The organism is Arcobacter vandammei (genome assembly GCF_016106035.1).
Classification (GTDB): Bacteria; Campylobacterota; Campylobacteria; order Campylobacterales; family Arcobacteraceae; genus Aliarcobacter; species Aliarcobacter vandammei.
In genome coordinates, this window is the sequence record NZ_JADKPZ010000005.1 from 123,136 (window position 1) to 139,652 (window position 16,517).

The window sequence follows — 16,517 nt, forward strand, 5'->3', positions numbered from 1 at the left end:
AACTAATATTTATTGCTAATTTTATATACAAATCTTGCTATAATCTAATTTATGAAAAAAGATACTTTTGAAAAACGAACAAAAATAGCAAATGATGTTATGAACTATATTTATAAATATATTGATACAGATATAAACATAGATGAATTAAGCCTTGAATTAAATATTAGCAAGTTTCATCTTCATCGTATTTTCAAAGATGAGTTTGGAAAAAATATTTATGAGAGTATAAAATCAATTAGGCTTCAAAAAGCTGCAAATTTACTTATTACAAATAGATTTTCAACTATTACAGATATTTCAAAAATGACTGGATATAGCTCTCAAACATCATTTATAAGAAGTTTTAAACAGAGATTTTATATGACTCCAAAAGAGTGGAAAAATGGTGGATATAAAGAGTATTCAAATAAAATAGTACAAAAAGTATCAAATAACAGTGAAGAAAAAGAGTTCAAAATAGAACCAACAATTGTAAAAATGAAAGAACAAAAAGCCTATTATATAAGGCACAAAGGTTATGATAAAAGTATAAAACACACTTGGGCAAAACTTCAAACTTGGATTTATACAAATGAGATTCAAAACTTTTCTCAAATGGCACTTCACCACGATAACCCAATTATAACTCCACTTGAAGATTGTCAATATATTGCAATGATTGTAATTGAAGATGATAAAGAGTTAAAAAATATCTCATTGCCATCTTTGATTGTCCCAAAAGGGATTTATGCAAAATTTCCTTTAAGTGGAAAATATGGCGATGTAATCAAGCTAATACAGTGGGTTTATCACACTTGGCTTGTAAAAAGTGGATATGAAACAACTACAAATCCATCTTATACGATTTATCATAAAAATCACTTTTTAAGTAGTGATGAAGAGTTTATTTTGGATTTTTATTTGCCAATAAGATATGTATAAACCTTGTTCTCAAGGTTCTTTAGGTTTTTCTCACAGAGAGTTTAACAACAAGCTACTTTTTAGGGGATTTTTCTCAAAGAGAGTGCCATAGGCACAAAAATCCACGTTATAAAAAGTAGATAAATAAGATTGGTTTCCTTTTAAATGGGAAACATTTAAAAGGATAATTTATGAATACAAGTATTGAGTTTATAGCAAATTTTAAAACAAGCCTTGATCCATACAATGGAATAACAATAGATAAAGATGACTTCCCAAAAGATATTTTGGAGTTTGAAAAAAGTTTGGATACTTTGCTTGAAATTACAAAAGATAAAAGAAATCTCATTTGGATTTATGTAGATATAAAAGAGTCAAAAATTATTCCAATTTTGACAAAACAGGGTTTTACTTTCCACTCTTGCAATAAAGATTATCTGCTTTTAGTAAAGGTTTTGAAAGAAAATGCAATAGTTCCAAATTTAGCAAATCATACTTTGGGAGTTGGAGCAGTTGTAATAAATAGTAAAAATGAGATTTTATTAATAAAAGAAAAAATAAGGAATGAATATTATAAGCTTCCTGGTGGGCATATTGATGATGCTGAGATGATTTCTCAAGCTTTAAGTAGAGAGGTTTATGAAGAGACTGGAGTTGTAGTTGAGTTTGAAAAGATTATCTCTATTGGGCATTTTTATCCTCATCAATTTCATAAATCAAATTTATATGTATTATGCAAAGCAACTCCAAAAAGCTTAAAAATAGATGTAAAAGATAAGCAAGAAATAGATGAAGCTATTTGGCTAAATGTAGATGTGATGTTTGCTAGAGCCGATATTAACAGCTATACAAAGGCTATTGTAAAGTCTGCTTTAAGTGGTGGTGGATTAGAAAAAAGTGAAACACCTATTTTAAATCATCTAAAAAATGAGTTTGAGTTGTTTTTTGTATAGAAATAAAACAAGCAAAAACTAAATATAATACAATCTTCAAAAAAAAGGATAAAAATGAAAAAAATAATAAGTACAACAAAAGCACCAAGTGCAATAGGACCATACAATCAAGCAACAAGTTTTGAAAAATTGGTTTTCACTTCTGGACAAATTGCACTAGACCCAACTACTATGGAAATTGTAAATGGTGGAGTACAAGAGCAAACAAAACAAGTTATGGAAAATTTAAAAGCTGTTTTAGAAGAGGCTGGAAGTTCATTTGAAAATGTTTTAAAAACAACTTGTTATTTATCTGATATGGATAATTTTACTGCTTTTAATGAAATATATGGACAATATTTCAAAGCAGATTCTGCACCAGCAAGAAGTACAGTTGCTGTAAAAACTCTACCAAAAAATGTTTTGGTTGAAGTGGATGTTATAGCATATAAAAACTAGAGAAAACTCTAGTTTTTATATGCTACATAAAATACTTTAAATAAAAATTACTTATCATTTTTATCTCAAACTAACCCCAACTCTTTGTTTTTCTAAGTCCACACTTACAACTTTTAGATTTTCCAAATTTTGATTTATACTTAAAACTTCGCTTGGATGAGAGATTCTTTTTTCGCTTATTTGTGAAATATGAAGTAGGGCATCATTTTTTAGTCCAATATCAATAAAAGCTCCAAAATCTGTGATATTTCGCACAATTCCACTTAAAATAAAGCCTTCTCTTAAATCTTCTATATCTAAAACATCATTTGAAAACTTTACTTGATTAAAATCCATTCTTACATCAAAGCCAACTTTTGTAAGCTCATTTACAATATCTTTTAGTTTTAAGATAGAGCAATTTAGCTCCTTTGCCACTTTTTCAAAATCTTTTATCTCCTCCAAATTATATTTTTTTTGGAGTTTTGCTACAAGTTCGTAATCTTCAGGATGAATTGCTGTATTATCCAAAACAGATTTGCCATCTTTTATTCGCAAAAATCCTACACTTTGAATATAGGCTTTTTCTCCTACTCCTTTTACTTTTAGAAGTTCTTCTTTTGTCTTAAATTTTTTGATTTTTTCTCTATGTTCTACAATATTTTGAGCCAATTTTTCACTAATTCCAGAGATAAATGAGAGAAGTTTATATGAAGCAGAGTTCAGATCAACTCCAACTTTATTTACCAAATCTATTGTTATATTTTCAAGCTTTTGGCTTAACTCTTTTTGATTTACATCATGTTGGTATTGCCCAATTCCCAAAGATTTTGGGTCAATTTTTACTAAGGCTGCCATAGGATCTCTAAGTCTTTGAGCAATAGAAATCGCTCCTCTTATCGTTACATCAAGGTTTGGATACTCTTGAGAAGCAATTTTTGAAGCAGAATAAACACTAGCTCCTATTTCACTAACTATTGCATATTTTATATCTAAACTATTTTCTTTGATTAAAGTATCTATAAAATTTGCTGTTTCTCTTGAGGCAGTTCCATTTCCAATAGCAATAGCAGTAACTTTATATTTTTTGATTAGTTCCAAAACAGTTTTTGCAGAACCCACAAAATCCTCTTTAGGTTTTGTGGGATAAATTACAGCACTATCCAAAAAAAGTCCATTTTCATCGATAAGAGCTATTTTACAACCAGTTTTATACCCTGGATCAATTCCAAGAATAATTTGATTTACAAGTGGAGCAGTTTGTAGCAACTCTTTTAGATTTTTTCCAAAAAGATTTATAGCTTCAAGACCTGCTTTCTCCTTTAAGTTTGAAATAGCTTCTCTTTTTAGTGTTGGAAGAAGTAGCCTTTTTAGACCATCTTTGTAAGAGTCAAAAACTAAATCTTTTGAAGAAGAAGCATTTGTAGGAATTTTGTATTTTTTTATATTTTCACAAATTGCATTTTCATCAATTTCAATCTTTATAGAGAGTTGTTTCTCATTTACTGCTCTTAAAATCGCTAAAACTCTATGAGATTTTATATATTTTATCTTTTCACTTGTATTTACAAAATTTGTATAAAGTCCATTTTTATCAAACTCCTTACCTGCACTTATTTCTAAATTTCCCCAATTTTGTATAGAATTTCTAATAACTTCTTTTGATTTAAAATCATCTGCATATCTTTGGGCTATTATATCTTTTGCTCCGTTTATTGCATCATTTATGGTTTTTATATTTTCATTTAAAAACTGTTTTGCTTTTTGTTCACACTCTTCTAAACTATATCTCATACTTTGAATAACATTTGCTAGTGGTTCAAGCCCATTTTCAATTGCAGTTGTAGTTCTTGAAGATTTTTTCTCTTTAAAAGGTGCATAAATATCTTCCAAAGCTTGTAAAGAGGTAGCTTCATCTAAAATTTTGGCTATTTTTTCATCTAAAAAGTTTTTCTCTTTTAGAAGATTTTTTATCTCTTCTTTTCGCAAAATTAGTTTTTTTGAATACTCAAAAAGCTCTTCAAAAGCTCTAAGTTGTTCATCTGTTGCACCATTTGTAAACTCTTTTCTATATCTTGCAATAAAGGGAATAGTGCAACCATCTTCAAGCAGTTTTATTATATTTTCAATAATATTTCTTGGTAAATTTGTCTTTTCTTGTAAAATTTCTATTAAATTCATAAATTTTCTTTTTTTGGATTTTGTAAAATGATAGGATACTTTCATAAACAAAGTGCTTATGAAAGTATATTAAAGCTAGTTTTAATCTAAATCGTCGAAGTTACCTCTACTATTTGGTGTATAGTTATCATTGTAATCGTAGTTATCAAATTCACTATAATCAACAGTAAAAATTTTTGGATACCCCATTTTTACTAACTCTTTATCAATATTCTCTTCACTTAATCTATTCTTCACTCTATTCATTATAAGCTCTATATCTTCCTCTTTTACATCAGCTGCTCTTAATTCATAAATAATAGCTAAATCCATTTTTCCCTTCTTGTTTAAATCTAAATATTTGCAATTTTAATATAAAATTTGCTTAAAATAAAAATAATAGTTTCAACAGCCCTAATATTCGCAGTTTCATCAACTGTATGATAACCTGTGGTTGGTATTTGTAAGGTTGTTCCTTGAATTTGTCCTTGTGATTCCATAATAATTCTTCCTAATTCTGTACTTCCAATACTAAGGGGTTTTAGTCCCTCTTCCTCTCTCTTTTTATTTTTTTCCAAAATAAATTCATCTTTACATGAATATGAGATTTTATATTTTTTACAAAAGCTTTTTACCTCTTTTAACAGTGGAGATTTAAATTTTGCATTTACATCTTTATTTCTTAAAACTACCATTTGCTTATCGGCTTCTTCTCTTGTTTCATAAGGACTTGTATCAAGAACTATAAGTCTATTTGTGGAAATTTTATTTTTTTTAAACCACTCATTTATAAATCTCCAACTTTTTCCAGCTTCTTCTTGAGCTGTAAAAAATGCAGTTCCTTTAAATCCATGTTGATATAGATATAAAATTATTGCTGCACTTATAACATTATCAAGTTGGGCAGAAATTAGATTTTCATTTTGTTTTAATTTATCAACAAAGGCAATAGGAGTACTAGGAAGTAGATGATTTAATCCTTCTATTTCAAAGATTAAGTTATTTATCTCCTCTTTTAAAAAGGCATCAGTTATTTTTCCCATTCCTAAATATCCACCATTAAAAGGGTCGTAGGCATGGACATTTTGATTTATATATCTTTTTGAGATTAGTTGAAAAGTTTGTTCAGATAAGCTATCTCCTCTTAAATCAGAGCGATTTTTTGCCAAAAATGCAGCAAATTGGAACTCATTTGGTCCAGTACAAATCACCCCGTGTCTATCAATATGAGCGCTTAATATTCCATTTGTTGGCTCATCTCCACTTGCAACTAAAAGCCCATCATAATGCTCGGTTTTAATTCCAATTTCATCTAATTCTCTTTTTAGATATAGTAAAAAAGAGTGTTCAGCTCCTGTAACACTAGGAACTCTTATTAGCTGTTTTAGTAAATCTAAAAAAGTGCTAAACTCTTTTTCTTTCATAAAAAATGATTTATCCAAACTTTCTCCTAAATTTTGATATATTTTCCAAGATTATAGCTATAATTTACAAAAATATTAATACTTTAGTTTTTTAATCAAGTTTATTTTAATCTATGTTTAAAAAATTAAGGATATAATTTCAAAAATAAATAATTTTAGTAAGGAATAGTATGGCAGAATTATCAGAACTTGAAATTCTAAAAGCATCAAGAAATCCACTTAGAGTAATTGATGATTTATATAAAGAAGCACTAGAAGGCATTCCTTTAAAAGATGAATATATAGGTCTTTTAAAATGGTATGGTATGTATCCTCATGTAAATAAAGAGGGTTTAGAAGATAAAAAATATTTTATGAAAAGAATAAAATTAGTTGATGCAAGAATGAATTTGGAACAACTAAAAGTAATGAGTGAAATTGGTGTTAAATATGCTCAAGGTTTAGTTGATTTTACAAATAGACAAAATGTTCAGTTTCACTATATAGAGATTAAAGATATTCCCGTAATTTTAGAGATGTTAAATAAAGTTGGTCTTACTTCAAGAATGGCATCTGGTGATGGACCAAGACCAATTATGACCTGTCCTGTTAGTGGAAAAGATTTAGGAGAAATTTATGATGCAAGGAAGATTTTGCAAGATGTAAATGATTATTTTGATAAAAATGATGATAGATTTTGTAACTTTCCAAGAAAATATAAATTAGGAATTAGTGGTTGTAAGTGTCATTGTGCTGCTCATGAAGTGCAAGATGCTGCATTTACAGCATTAAAAAAACCATCAGGGGAAGTAGTATTTGACTTGACTATTGGTGGAGGATTGTCTAAATCTAAACAGATAGCAACAAGGGCAAATAAATATATAAAAGAGAATCAAGTTTTAGATGTTGCTGTTGCAATTGCTGAGATTTTTAGAGACAATGGAAATAGAGCAAATAGAAATAAAGCAAGAGTTAGACACCTTTTAAATGATTGGGGAATAGAAAAATTTGTTGAAGAGATAGAAAAAATAGTAGGGTACAAGTTGGATGATGGATATATTGAACCTGATTATGTATCTTTTGAAAAAAGAAATCACTTTGGTATAAACAGACAACAACAAGCAGGGCTTTCTTATGTTGGTTGTGCGACAAATTCAGGAAGAGTTGCAGGAGAAGATTTTGTAAAATTCTATGAAATTTGCAAAAAATATGAAGCTGGTGGAATAGCGCTAACAGGAACTCAAAACTTTATTGTTTATGATGTAAAAGATGAGGTAGTTCAAGCTTTGGCTGATGAGTTTGATGCTTTAGGTTATCCATATAGACCGAGTCCTTTTAAAGCTAGATTTTTATCATGTACTGGAAAAGAGTTCTGTAAATTTGGAATAACTGAGACAAAAGAGTTTGCAAAACAAGTTGTATTAGAGCTTGAAAAAAGGCTTCCAAATTTTAAAGAAGATGTAACTTTTGCTATTTCTGGTTGTGGAAATGGCTGTTCTCACCCACAAATCTCAGATATTGGATTTGTTGGTGCTATGATTAGACATGAAGGGCAAAGAGTTGAGGGTTATGATGTGATTTTAGGTGGAAATCTTGAAGGTTCTGTAAAAAGTAGAATAGCTAGAAAAATTGGAATTAAAGTACCTTCAACTGGTGTTGTTGATTTTATTATAGGTTTAGTAAATGAGTATATAAAAGATAATAAAGGAAAATCAAACTTTAAAGAGTATGTAGCTTCAATAGAACCAGTTTGTGGAGCTGTTGATGAAGAATAAAAAAGGCTTTTAAGCCTTTTTTGAAGCCTTATGTTTTGCTTTTTCCTCATACATAATTTCATCAGCTTCTTTTAACATATCCTCTAATGAACTATTTTCTTTATATTCACAAACTCCAAAGCTACATGAAATTTTAAGATTTTTATCAAAATCAAACTTTATATGTAAAAGATGAGTTTGTAAAATATTTATTAAAGAGTTTGCTTGGTATATATTTGTTTGAGGAAGAGCAATTAAAAACTCATCACCACCCCATCTTCCAAAGCTATCAGAATTTCTTATATGTTTTGATATATTATTTGCAACTTTTATTAAAACTTCATCTCCTGCATGATGTCCAAAATTGTCATTTATAGGTTTAAAGCTATTTAAATCAAAGAAGATAATTGAAAAAGGTGTATTGTATCTATCTGCTAGTTTTATCTCATACTCACATATTTCTTCAATTTTTCTTCTATTATAAATATTTGTTAATGGGTCATTTGTTGCTAATTCTATAAGCTCATTTTCTGCTTTTTTTCGTAGTTTTATCTCTTTATATAATTTAAAATTTAAATATAAAATTAGAGCAATAATTAGTAAAAATGGAATAGCAATTTTTAAAAACTCTTCATAATTTATATCTTCTTTTATAAATATTTGAGAGTAAGAATTGAAAATAGAATTAATTTCATCTGATTTTAGTTTTGCAATAGCCAAATCTAAAATCTCTTTAAACTCTCTGTCTTTATTTTCAATTTCTAAATAAGAGTTTATAGATAAATTTAAAGCAGAATTTATTTTTATATCTTTAAAATTGTTTTTATTTATACTTGAATTTAGTGAATAAATATTATTTACATATCCATAAATTTCATTCTTACTCAAAGACATTAGTCCTAAATTATCTGTTTCAAACTCAACAAATTCAATTTTTGGATATAAAGATAGTAGTTTCCCTTTTATATTTAAAGAACTTAAAATACCAATTTTAATATTTTCAAAGCTTTTCAAGTCAGTAACAAAGCCTTTATCTCTGTTTGTTGCAAGAACCAATGGTATTGGAGCTAACGCTTTTGTGTAAACTTTATCTTTTTTCGCTGGTTTTTCATAAGAGTAGATAAAGTTTGCTTTTATAGTGTTTGAAAATATATTAAGTTGCTGATTTAATAAAACCTCTTCACTACTAAATGGTTTTGATAATTTTTCAGATAATAAGTTCCATATATCTATCTCAAAACCTTTTAATTCATTATCTACTTTGAAAGAGAAAGGAATATTTGAATCTTTGATTAAAAGTGTAAATTGGTTTCTTGAAAGATAGTTTTTTTGGCTACTATTTAAAACTAAATACTCTTTGTTGAAAATTATTGATTGAGAATTAAAAGAGTTTAGACTTTTGTTTATTCCGCTATAAGTGTAGAATTTTTTAATATCTTCAATTCTATTATAGTTTATATCTCCTAGTAAGCCATTGTCGAATTTTGCTAAATCTTTTAAAACATTTCCTTCATAAATTAGTTCATCTAAAGTTCTATTTTGTGAGTTATATTTTTCAAAAATTATTTTTGCACTCTCTTCTACATTTTCAAAAGCATATTCCCAACCTTTTAACGATGCTTTATCAAAACTTTGTACTCTAAAAGGGTTTGATAAGACTTCAGTTTGAGATGTAAAAATAATTCCTTCATAGAAGTTGAGATTTAGGTAGTTTGTGGAAAAGTAGTTGAAATCTATACCTTTTTTACTTAAAGTATAAGGTTCATTTGATAAATAACATGCCATTACATCAACTTTATTATTTATTAAGTCCTCAATATTCCCCGAGTGCTTTATAATATCAATATTTGAAATATCAAAACCTTTATCACTATTTAAAATAGATTTAATGGTTGCACTTTCTATTGCATCATTTGTTATCATTATTTTTTTGTTTTTTAAATCGGAAATATTATTTATACTTTTATTTTTTAAACTAAGTAGGATTAAAGGAGATTCTTGAAAAATACTAGAGATAAAAACTAAATCTTTATTATTGTACTTTTCTAATATAAGAGACGATTTTCCAATACCATAGGTAGCACTATTATTTAATACTTTATCTACAATATTTATATTTTGATTAAATGGTTGAATTTCAACATCTAAACCAAAATCATCATAAAATCCTTTCTCCTTAGCTATATAGTAACCTGCAAATTGGAATTGGTCTAACCAGTCTGGATATAAAGTAATCTTTTCTTTAGCATTTAAATATGAACAGATGAAAATTAATAGTAAAATTCTTTTTAAAAACATATTTAATGATATATAAATATTAATAAATATCGTATTAATTTAACTTTTTTTAATATTAAATAATTAAAATTTTAAAATCTTATTTTCAAAACTAAGACTTACATTATCTCCAATATTTGGGCTATTTTCAAAGCTATTTATTATTAAATCTCTATTATTTGCACAAACTGTTATTTCGTTGAAGTTTCCATAAAATATGCTATCTTTTACCACACCTTTGATATTTCCATTTTCACAAATTTTTATATTTTCAGGTCTTATATAAGAGTTTTCATCTATTTGTGTAATTTTTCCTAAAAATTTTGCACTATATAGAGTTTTTGGGTTATTATAAAGTTCTTGGCTAGTTCCAACTTGTAAAATCTCTCCACCATGCATAATTGCAATTCTATCAGATAGAAAAAATGCATCTTCTTTATCATGAGTTATAAAAAGTGCTGTTATATTAAAATCTTTAATCATCTCTTTTAGCTCTAATCTTAAAATATTTCTTAGCTCTGTATCAATATTACTCAAAGGCTCATCAAGTAGCAGAATTTTTGGTTTATTTATAATAGCTCTTGCTAAAGCAACTCTTTGCTGTTGTCCACCACTTAGCTCGTGAGGATATTTATCTTCATGCCCTTTTAGTTTAGTTTTTTCTAAAATCTCTTCAAGCTCTTTTTTATTAGCACTGCTTCCAAAAAGTATATTTGAAGCTACATTTAAGTGAGGAAGTAGGGCATAGTTTTGAAATACAATTGAAACTTCTCTTTGATTTGGCTCAATATTTATATCTTTTGAAAAAACCACTTTTCCATCTATCTTTATCTCAGCCTTATCTGGAGTTTCAAGCCCTGCTAACATTCTTAAAAAAGTAGTTTTTCCACTTCCACTTGTACCTAAAATTGTAAAAATTTCACCTTCATATAAATCAAGATTTAGATTATTTGCTACACAAATATCACCTTTACAAAAAGTTTTACTTAGTTTTTTTATTTCAACAATTTTTTTCATTTTTTTCTCTTATTTTTCTTTTTAAAATTTAAAAATAGTACAGCAATAGCAGTAGAACCAACAAGCAGTAAAGATGGAAAGCCTGTTTTATAAAGCATTTCGTTACTAGCTAGTTCATAAACTCTAATTGCTAAAGTATCATAGTTAAATGGTCGTAAAATCAAGGTTGCTGGAAGCTCTTTTGCAATATCAATATATAAAATTAAAAAACCACTTAGTAAATATGGTTTTAAAAGTGGCAAATATATTTTAAAAATAGACTCTTTTTCACTTTTACAAAAAATTCTACTAGCATCATCTAGTGAACTATTTATTTTGCTAAAGCCATTTTCAACACTTCCAATACTTGAAGCAAAATATCTTGTAGTGTAGGCAAAAACCAAAATCATAAATGAGCCACTAAAAAAAGCAAAGCCTAAACCTCTATCTAAATAGTTTGCAATAATTATTAAACCAACAGCAACAACAGCTCCTGGAATTGAGTATCCTAGCATTGAAAGTTTATGAGTAACATTTGATATTTTTGTTGGAAAAAATCTTAAAAAATATACTATTAAAAATGCTAAAAATATTATAAATGTACTTGAAATAATATTTAGTTTTAATGTATTAAACAGGAAGTTAAATGCTGTAAAATCAAGAGTGTTTATATCCAAAAATGTCCAGTATAATAAAACTCCAGTTGGAATAAAAAGAGTAAATAAAGATATTATAAAAGAGATAAAAAATGCTAAAAAGTTTTGTTTTCCTTTTAGCTTTATTTTTTCTGCTTTTTGGCTACTATTTGTAGAGCTTGAAAATCTAAATTTCTTTCTAACTTGATACTCTATAAGAAGAATTGAAAATACAAAAATAAGTAAAACTATTGCTATATTTATTGCTCCACTTAAATCGTTGTATCCAAACCAAGATTTAAAAACTCCAACACTAAAAGTATCTATTCCAAAGTATAAAACCGTTCCATAATCGCTTAATGTCTCCATAATTGCTAGAATTGTTCCTGCAAAAATTGCTGGATAAGATAGTGGAAGATAGACTTTAAAAAATGCTTTTGTAGGATTTATCTTTTGTAAAGATATTAACTCTATAATAGTTTTTGAAACCATAGCAAAAGATACACGAGCTATTATAAAAACATAAGGAAACATAGCAATTGTAAAGATAAAAATCGCCCCATACATATTTAAAATATCGAGTTTTATAGTTGTATCAGCAAAAATTTGAGATAAAAGTCCACGAAACTCAAAAAAACCAACATAGGTATAACCAAAAATATAAGCTGGATATGCTAAAGGTAAAATAAAACAAACAGCAAAAAATTTAGATCCAAAATAATCAAATCTTGCACTTAAATATGATGTTATTGTTCCAAGAATTATTACAAAAAAAGCAGTCCCAAATATTAAATAAGATGTATTTAATGTATATTCAAGAAGAAAATCACTTTTTAAAAACTCTTGATTTAAAGTGCTTGTAAAAAGAAAATATATTATTAATATTAAAATAGGTAGAGAGATTAAAAGCCCCAAAATAGGGGCTATACTTAATTTTAGAGTTTTTATTTCCAATTTCCTTTTGTAGCTATTTCAAGAGCTTTTTTTGTATATTTTCCAACTTCATTTAAAGATATAGTATCTTCCTTGAACTCTCCCCAAGAAGCCACAATACCTGCTGGTTTAACCTTTGGATTTACAGGATATTCATAATTTCCTTCAGCTAAAGCTCCTTGTGCTTCAACACTAGTTAAAAATTCGATTAATTTTATAGCATTATCTTTATTTGGAGCAAATTTTGTAACTCCAGCTCCTGAAATATTTATATGACTACCTGTTGTTTTTTGAGCAGGGAAAAATACTTTTACCTCTTTTGCAATCTCTTCATCAACTTTATCGCCACTATTTGCCATAACTCCTAAATAGTAAGAGTTTACAATAGCAATATCAGCTTCACCACTTGCAACTGCTCTTATTTGGTCTTTATCTGCACCTTTAGGGTTTCTTGTAAAGTTATTTACTAAACCTTTAGCAAATTCCAAAGCTTTTTCTTCACCATGATTAGCAATAATTGAAGCTAAAAGAGATTTATTATAAGCATGAGTTGCAGTTCTTGTTATAACTTTTCCCTTGAATTGTGGTTTTGTAAGAGAAAAATAGTCATCTAAATCATTTGGATTTACAGTTTTAGGATTGTAAACAAAAAGTCTAGCTCTTTTTGTAAGTGCAAACCACTTTCCATCCTCATCTCTTAGGTGTGAAGGAATATTTTCTTCAAGTGTTTTTGAACTAGCACTTTGAAGTAAATCTCTTTGTTTTGCTTCCCATAAATTTCCAATATCAGCAGTGATTAAAACATCAGCAGGGCTATTTGCACCCTCAATAGATAGTCTTGAAACAAGCTCTTCAGCTTTTGCTGTTACTAGATTTATTTTAATTCCTGTTTTGTCTTCAAATAGCTTAAAAAGGGCTTTATCTGAATCATAGTGTCTTTGTGAATATACATTTACCTCATTTGATGCAAATAAAATATTTGCAAAAAACAAAGAACAAAGTGTAAGTTTTTTTAACATTTTATATCCTTTATAATATTTAAATAGTAATTTTCAAAAAAAAGAATAGTATAGTTTTAAAACTTTGATATAGTTTATATTAAGAATGATTATCAAGTGAAATTGAGTTTAATTTAAACAAAACAAAACAATAGATATAATTTTTACAATTTTATAAAAGTATTAAATAAAGGGATAAGATTTATGATTTTAATGATAGATAACTACGATAGCTTCACTTATAATATTGTTCAATATTGCCTAGAATTAGGAGCAGATTTGAAGATTATAAGAAATGATGAACTAACTTTAGATGAGATAATTAAACTAAATCCTAGCAAAATTATAATTTCTCCAGGACCTGCAACACCAAATGAAGCTGGAGTTTGTTTGGAAGTTATAAAATATTTTTCTGATAAAAAACCAATATTTGGAATTTGTTTAGGACATCAAGCAATTGCACAAGTTTTTGGAGCAAAAGTAGTTCGTGCAAAAAATATGATGCATGGAAAAACTTCAAAAATAGAAGTTCTAAAAGATACAAAAATTTTTGAAGGCTTACCAAATGAGTTTACTCAAACAAGATACCACTCTTTAATTGTTGAGAATAAAGACTTGCCAGAAGAAATTGTTGTTACTTCAAAAAGTATGGATGATGGTGAAATTATGTCTTTAGAGATAAAAAATAGACAAATTTATGCAGTTCAATTTCATCCTGAATCAATTATGAGTGAACACGGACATAAAATTATAGGAAATTTTTTAAAATTATAAGATGATTTATCAACACAGATTTAAACTCTACTTTTATTTATTGCTTTTTGTTATTACAAGTTTATTATTTTTAAAAGTAGAGTATTCTTTGAGCCTATCTTACAAAGAAGCTTTAAATCTTTTTGTAAATAGCTCAATTTTATCTATCATCACAAAAACATCAACATATATTTTTGGACAAAATGATTTAGCATTAAGAGGACCATTTATACTTTTATATGTTTTAAGCTCTATTTTAATGTATAAAATTACAGAAAATTACTTTAAATATGAAAAAGATAGATTAATTAATATTGCAATTTTTATGACTTTACCAGGAGTTTTAAGTGCTTCATTACTTGTAAATACAGCAATAATAGTAACTTTTTGTACACTTTTATATATTTATTATTATCAAAGATACAATAAACATCTATATATTCTTTTACCTATTCTGCTTTTGATTGATAACTCATTTGCTATTTTATTTCTTGCTCTTTTCTTTTTTTCTTTTAAAACAAAAGATAAATTGCTACTATATTTGAGTGTAATTTTATTTTTTATATCAATATATGTATATGGTTTTTCAACAGATGGAAGACCTAGAGGATTTTTATTAGATACAGTTGGAATTTACTCTGCAATTTTCTCGCCTATTCTTTTTTTATATTTTTTGTATGCAATTTACAAAACAATCTTTTTTAAAAATAGAGATTTAGTTTGGTATATTAGTTTTACGGCACTTATTTTATCAATAATTATATCTTTTAGGCAAAAGGTTTATATAGAAGATTTTGCACCTTTTGTTGTTATTTTTATTCCAACTATGTTAAAAATGTTTCTAAATGCCTATAGAGTTAGACTAAAAGAGTTTAGGAAGGCATATGATATTTTGATGATTCTAATTATTTTTATGCTTTTTATAAATGTATTTTTTACTTTTATCAATAAACCGCTCTACTATTTTCTACCAGAAGCTAAAAAACATTTTGTATATCAATACCATATAGCAAAGGATTTAGGAGAAGAGTTAAAAAAAAGGGATATTAATAATATTGTAATAGATGATTTAGAATTAGCACTAAGACTTAGATTTTATAATATAAATGAAGGAGATGAATACTTTGTTTCAACAAATGAGTTTTATAACTATGATGAAAAAATAGCTATAAACTATTTAGGTAAAGATGTTTTTTTTGTTTATACTAAAAAGCTAAAATGAAAAAATCATCAATTTTATTTGAACTAACACTAATACTTGCCATATTATCTATAATTTATTCACTTTTTATTCCAAAAACAAATCAAAATAGACTTCAAGAGTTAAAAAATAGAGTTGAACTTTATTTAAAACAAACTAGATACCAAGCACTAATAGATGATAAATATGATGAAAATGAAGATTTATGGCATAAAAGAAGGTGGACAATGAAGTTTTTTAGATGTAGAGAGAGTGTGGGTGGAATATACTTCTCAATTTATAGTGAAAGAAATGATACAGGGCATCCAAATCAAAAGGAGAGTTTGAAAGACCCATTAACAAATAAGTATCTTTATAATAATAATTTTTGTAAAGATAGTGTAGAAAATAGTAAATATACTTTACTTACAAAAAATTATAATATTAAAACAGTAGATGTAAGTTGTAATAACACAGATTCATTAGGACAAATTTCATTTGGTAGTGATGGAAGAGTTTATTCAAAATTATCTTCTAATTTTAGTGAAAAATATGATTATGAAATAAAAAAACCTTGTAAAATAAAGTTTATGGCAGAAAATAATGATTCTTTTGAGATTACAATATTGCCAAAAACGGGCTTTGTAGAGTAAACTTACAAGAAAATAAAAGAATCCCAAAATTTAAGCTAAATTTAAGTTAAACCTCTTGACAAAGCTAAAAAATCCTATTATAATTCCCGTCCAATTTGACCGATACAGTTTAAAATTAAGTTCTTTAAAATCTAAGATTTGGTTTGTTAAGAAGAGTAATCTTTGTAAACTGAATATGTTAATCTTATTTTAAAAATTCGTAAAGAATAATAAAAGAAATACAAGAAGTAAAACTCTTGTCTATTTAAATTGAGTGATAATTTTGTAATTAGTAATAATAACAAAAAAGTCAGATTCAAATAACTATAAAAATATATATTTAAATAAAAGTATTAATTTTTACTCTATTGTTAGATGTACTTTAATATTAATAAAAATAAATATAAAAAAATTATGGAGAGTTTGATCCTGGCTCAGAGTGAACGCTGGCGGCGTGCTTAACACATGCAAGTCGAACGAGAACGGATTATAGCTTGCTATAATTGTCAGCTAAGTGGCGCAC

General features: G+C 27.0%; 14 protein-coding genes and 1 rRNA gene. 8 read left to right on the forward strand and 7 right to left on the reverse strand.

Annotated features, from left to right (window positions below; all coding sequences use genetic code 11):
- Window positions 1–51: 51 nt before the first annotated feature.
- From IQC44_RS04250 to IQC44_RS04260, 3 genes are all read left to right on the forward strand, one after another.
- Window positions 52–924, forward strand: coding sequence for an AraC family transcriptional regulator (locus IQC44_RS04250; protein WP_198305087.1), 873 nt, complete (start codon window positions 52–54; stop codon window positions 922–924).
- 170 nt (window positions 925–1,094) lie between these two features.
- A complete protein-coding gene (locus IQC44_RS04255) occupies window positions 1,095–1,856 on the forward strand; it encodes an NUDIX hydrolase (RefSeq protein ID WP_198305088.1) in 762 nt (253 codons plus the stop codon).
- A gap of 54 nt (window positions 1,857–1,910) precedes the next feature.
- Window positions 1,911–2,294 (forward strand): RidA family protein, encoded by a 384-nt coding sequence (locus IQC44_RS04260; RefSeq protein WP_198305089.1) that lies wholly within the window; start codon window positions 1,911–1,913, stop codon window positions 2,292–2,294.
- A gap of 60 nt (window positions 2,295–2,354) precedes the next feature.
- Here the strand turns inward: IQC44_RS04260 and IQC44_RS04265 are convergent, their stop codons facing one another.
- From IQC44_RS04265 to IQC44_RS04275, 3 genes are all read right to left on the reverse strand, one after another.
- A complete protein-coding gene (locus tag IQC44_RS04265; protein ID WP_198305090.1) occupies window positions 2,355–4,454 on the reverse strand; it encodes a helix-hairpin-helix domain-containing protein in 2,100 nt (699 codons plus the stop codon).
- Between the two features lie 81 nt (window positions 4,455–4,535).
- Entirely contained in the window at window positions 4,536–4,766 is a 231-nt protein-coding gene (locus tag IQC44_RS04270) for a hypothetical protein (protein WP_198305092.1), read from the reverse strand.
- 20 nt (window positions 4,767–4,786) lie between these two features.
- A complete protein-coding gene (locus tag IQC44_RS04275) occupies window positions 4,787–5,857 on the reverse strand; it encodes a peptidase M42 (RefSeq protein WP_198305126.1) in 1,071 nt (356 codons plus the stop codon).
- A 170-nt stretch (window positions 5,858–6,027) separates the two neighbouring features.
- On the opposite strand from IQC44_RS04275, the gene IQC44_RS04280 reads away from it, so the two are divergent.
- The gene (locus IQC44_RS04280; RefSeq protein ID WP_198305093.1) at window positions 6,028–7,611 is read left to right on the forward strand and encodes a nitrite/sulfite reductase; all 1,584 of its coding nucleotides are present in this window, start codon (window positions 6,028–6,030) and stop codon (window positions 7,609–7,611) included.
- 9 nt (window positions 7,612–7,620) lie between these two features.
- On the opposite strand, the gene IQC44_RS04285 is transcribed toward IQC44_RS04280, so the two are convergent.
- From IQC44_RS04285 to IQC44_RS04300, 4 genes are all read right to left on the reverse strand, one after another.
- Entirely contained in the window at window positions 7,621–9,888 is a 2,268-nt protein-coding gene (locus IQC44_RS04285; protein WP_198305101.1) for a diguanylate cyclase, read from the reverse strand.
- Between the two features lie 63 nt (window positions 9,889–9,951).
- Entirely contained in the window at window positions 9,952–10,884 is a 933-nt protein-coding gene (locus IQC44_RS04290) for an ABC transporter ATP-binding protein (RefSeq protein ID WP_198305103.1), read from the reverse strand.
- A complete protein-coding gene (locus IQC44_RS04295; protein WP_198305105.1) occupies window positions 10,881–12,452 on the reverse strand; it encodes an ABC transporter permease in 1,572 nt (523 codons plus the stop codon). The genes IQC44_RS04290 and IQC44_RS04295 overlap by 4 nt, the downstream gene beginning before the upstream one ends.
- Window positions 12,443–13,450 carry a Fe(3+) ABC transporter substrate-binding protein gene (locus tag IQC44_RS04300; RefSeq protein WP_198305107.1) on the reverse strand — a complete coding sequence of 336 codons (1,008 nt, stop codon included), beginning with the start codon at window positions 13,448–13,450 and terminating at the stop codon, window positions 12,443–12,445. The genes IQC44_RS04295 and IQC44_RS04300 overlap by 10 nt, the downstream gene beginning before the upstream one ends.
- 183 nt (window positions 13,451–13,633) lie before the next feature.
- Between IQC44_RS04300 and IQC44_RS04305 the strand changes: the two genes are divergently transcribed.
- The 4 genes from IQC44_RS04305 to IQC44_RS04320 all read left to right on the forward strand — a co-directional run.
- Entirely contained in the window at window positions 13,634–14,203 is a 570-nt protein-coding gene (locus IQC44_RS04305) for an anthranilate synthase component II (RefSeq protein ID WP_198305109.1), read from the forward strand.
- Between the two features lie 88 nt (window positions 14,204–14,291).
- Window positions 14,292–15,404 (forward strand): glycosyltransferase family protein, encoded by a 1,113-nt coding sequence (locus tag IQC44_RS04310; RefSeq protein ID WP_228286253.1) that lies wholly within the window; start codon window positions 14,292–14,294, stop codon window positions 15,402–15,404.
- Window positions 15,401–16,015: a type II secretion system protein gene (locus IQC44_RS04315; RefSeq protein ID WP_198305113.1), complete on the forward strand. Its 615-nt coding sequence runs from the start codon at window positions 15,401–15,403 to the stop codon at window positions 16,013–16,015. Before IQC44_RS04310 ends, IQC44_RS04315 begins: the two co-directional genes overlap by 4 nt.
- 390 nt (window positions 16,016–16,405) lie before the next feature.
- Window positions 16,406–16,517, forward strand: a 16S ribosomal RNA gene (locus IQC44_RS04320); the annotation flags it as partial.

Bases quoted from the DNA above. Each gene is read 5' to 3' on its own strand.
- IQC44_RS04290 (WP_198305103.1), bottom strand. From the start codon at position 10,884: ATGAAAAAAATTGTTGAAATAAAAAAACTAAGTAAAACTTTTTGTAAA.
- IQC44_RS04315 (WP_198305113.1), top strand. From the start codon at position 15,401: ATGAAAAAATCATCAATTTTATTTGAACTAACACTAATACTTGCCATA.
- IQC44_RS04305 (WP_198305109.1), top strand. From the start codon at position 13,634: ATGATTTTAATGATAGATAACTACGATAGCTTCACTTATAATATTGTT.
- IQC44_RS04270 (WP_198305092.1), bottom strand. From the start codon at position 4,766: ATGGATTTAGCTATTATTTATGAATTAAGAGCAGCTGATGTAAAAGAG.
- IQC44_RS04280 (WP_198305093.1), top strand. From the start codon at position 6,028: ATGGCAGAATTATCAGAACTTGAAATTCTAAAAGCATCAAGAAATCCA.
- IQC44_RS04255 (WP_198305088.1), top strand. From the start codon at position 1,095: ATGAATACAAGTATTGAGTTTATAGCAAATTTTAAAACAAGCCTTGAT.
- IQC44_RS04285 (WP_198305101.1), bottom strand. From the start codon at position 9,888: ATGTTTTTAAAAAGAATTTTACTATTAATTTTCATCTGTTCATATTTA.
- IQC44_RS04260 (WP_198305089.1), top strand. From the start codon at position 1,911: ATGAAAAAAATAATAAGTACAACAAAAGCACCAAGTGCAATAGGACCA.
- IQC44_RS04265 (WP_198305090.1), bottom strand. From the start codon at position 4,454: ATGAATTTAATAGAAATTTTACAAGAAAAGACAAATTTACCAAGAAAT.
- IQC44_RS04250 (WP_198305087.1), top strand. From the start codon at position 52: ATGAAAAAAGATACTTTTGAAAAACGAACAAAAATAGCAAATGATGTT.
- IQC44_RS04300 (WP_198305107.1), bottom strand. From the start codon at position 13,450: ATGTTAAAAAAACTTACACTTTGTTCTTTGTTTTTTGCAAATATTTTA.
- IQC44_RS04275 (WP_198305126.1), bottom strand. From the start codon at position 5,857: ATGAAAGAAAAAGAGTTTAGCACTTTTTTAGATTTACTAAAACAGCTA.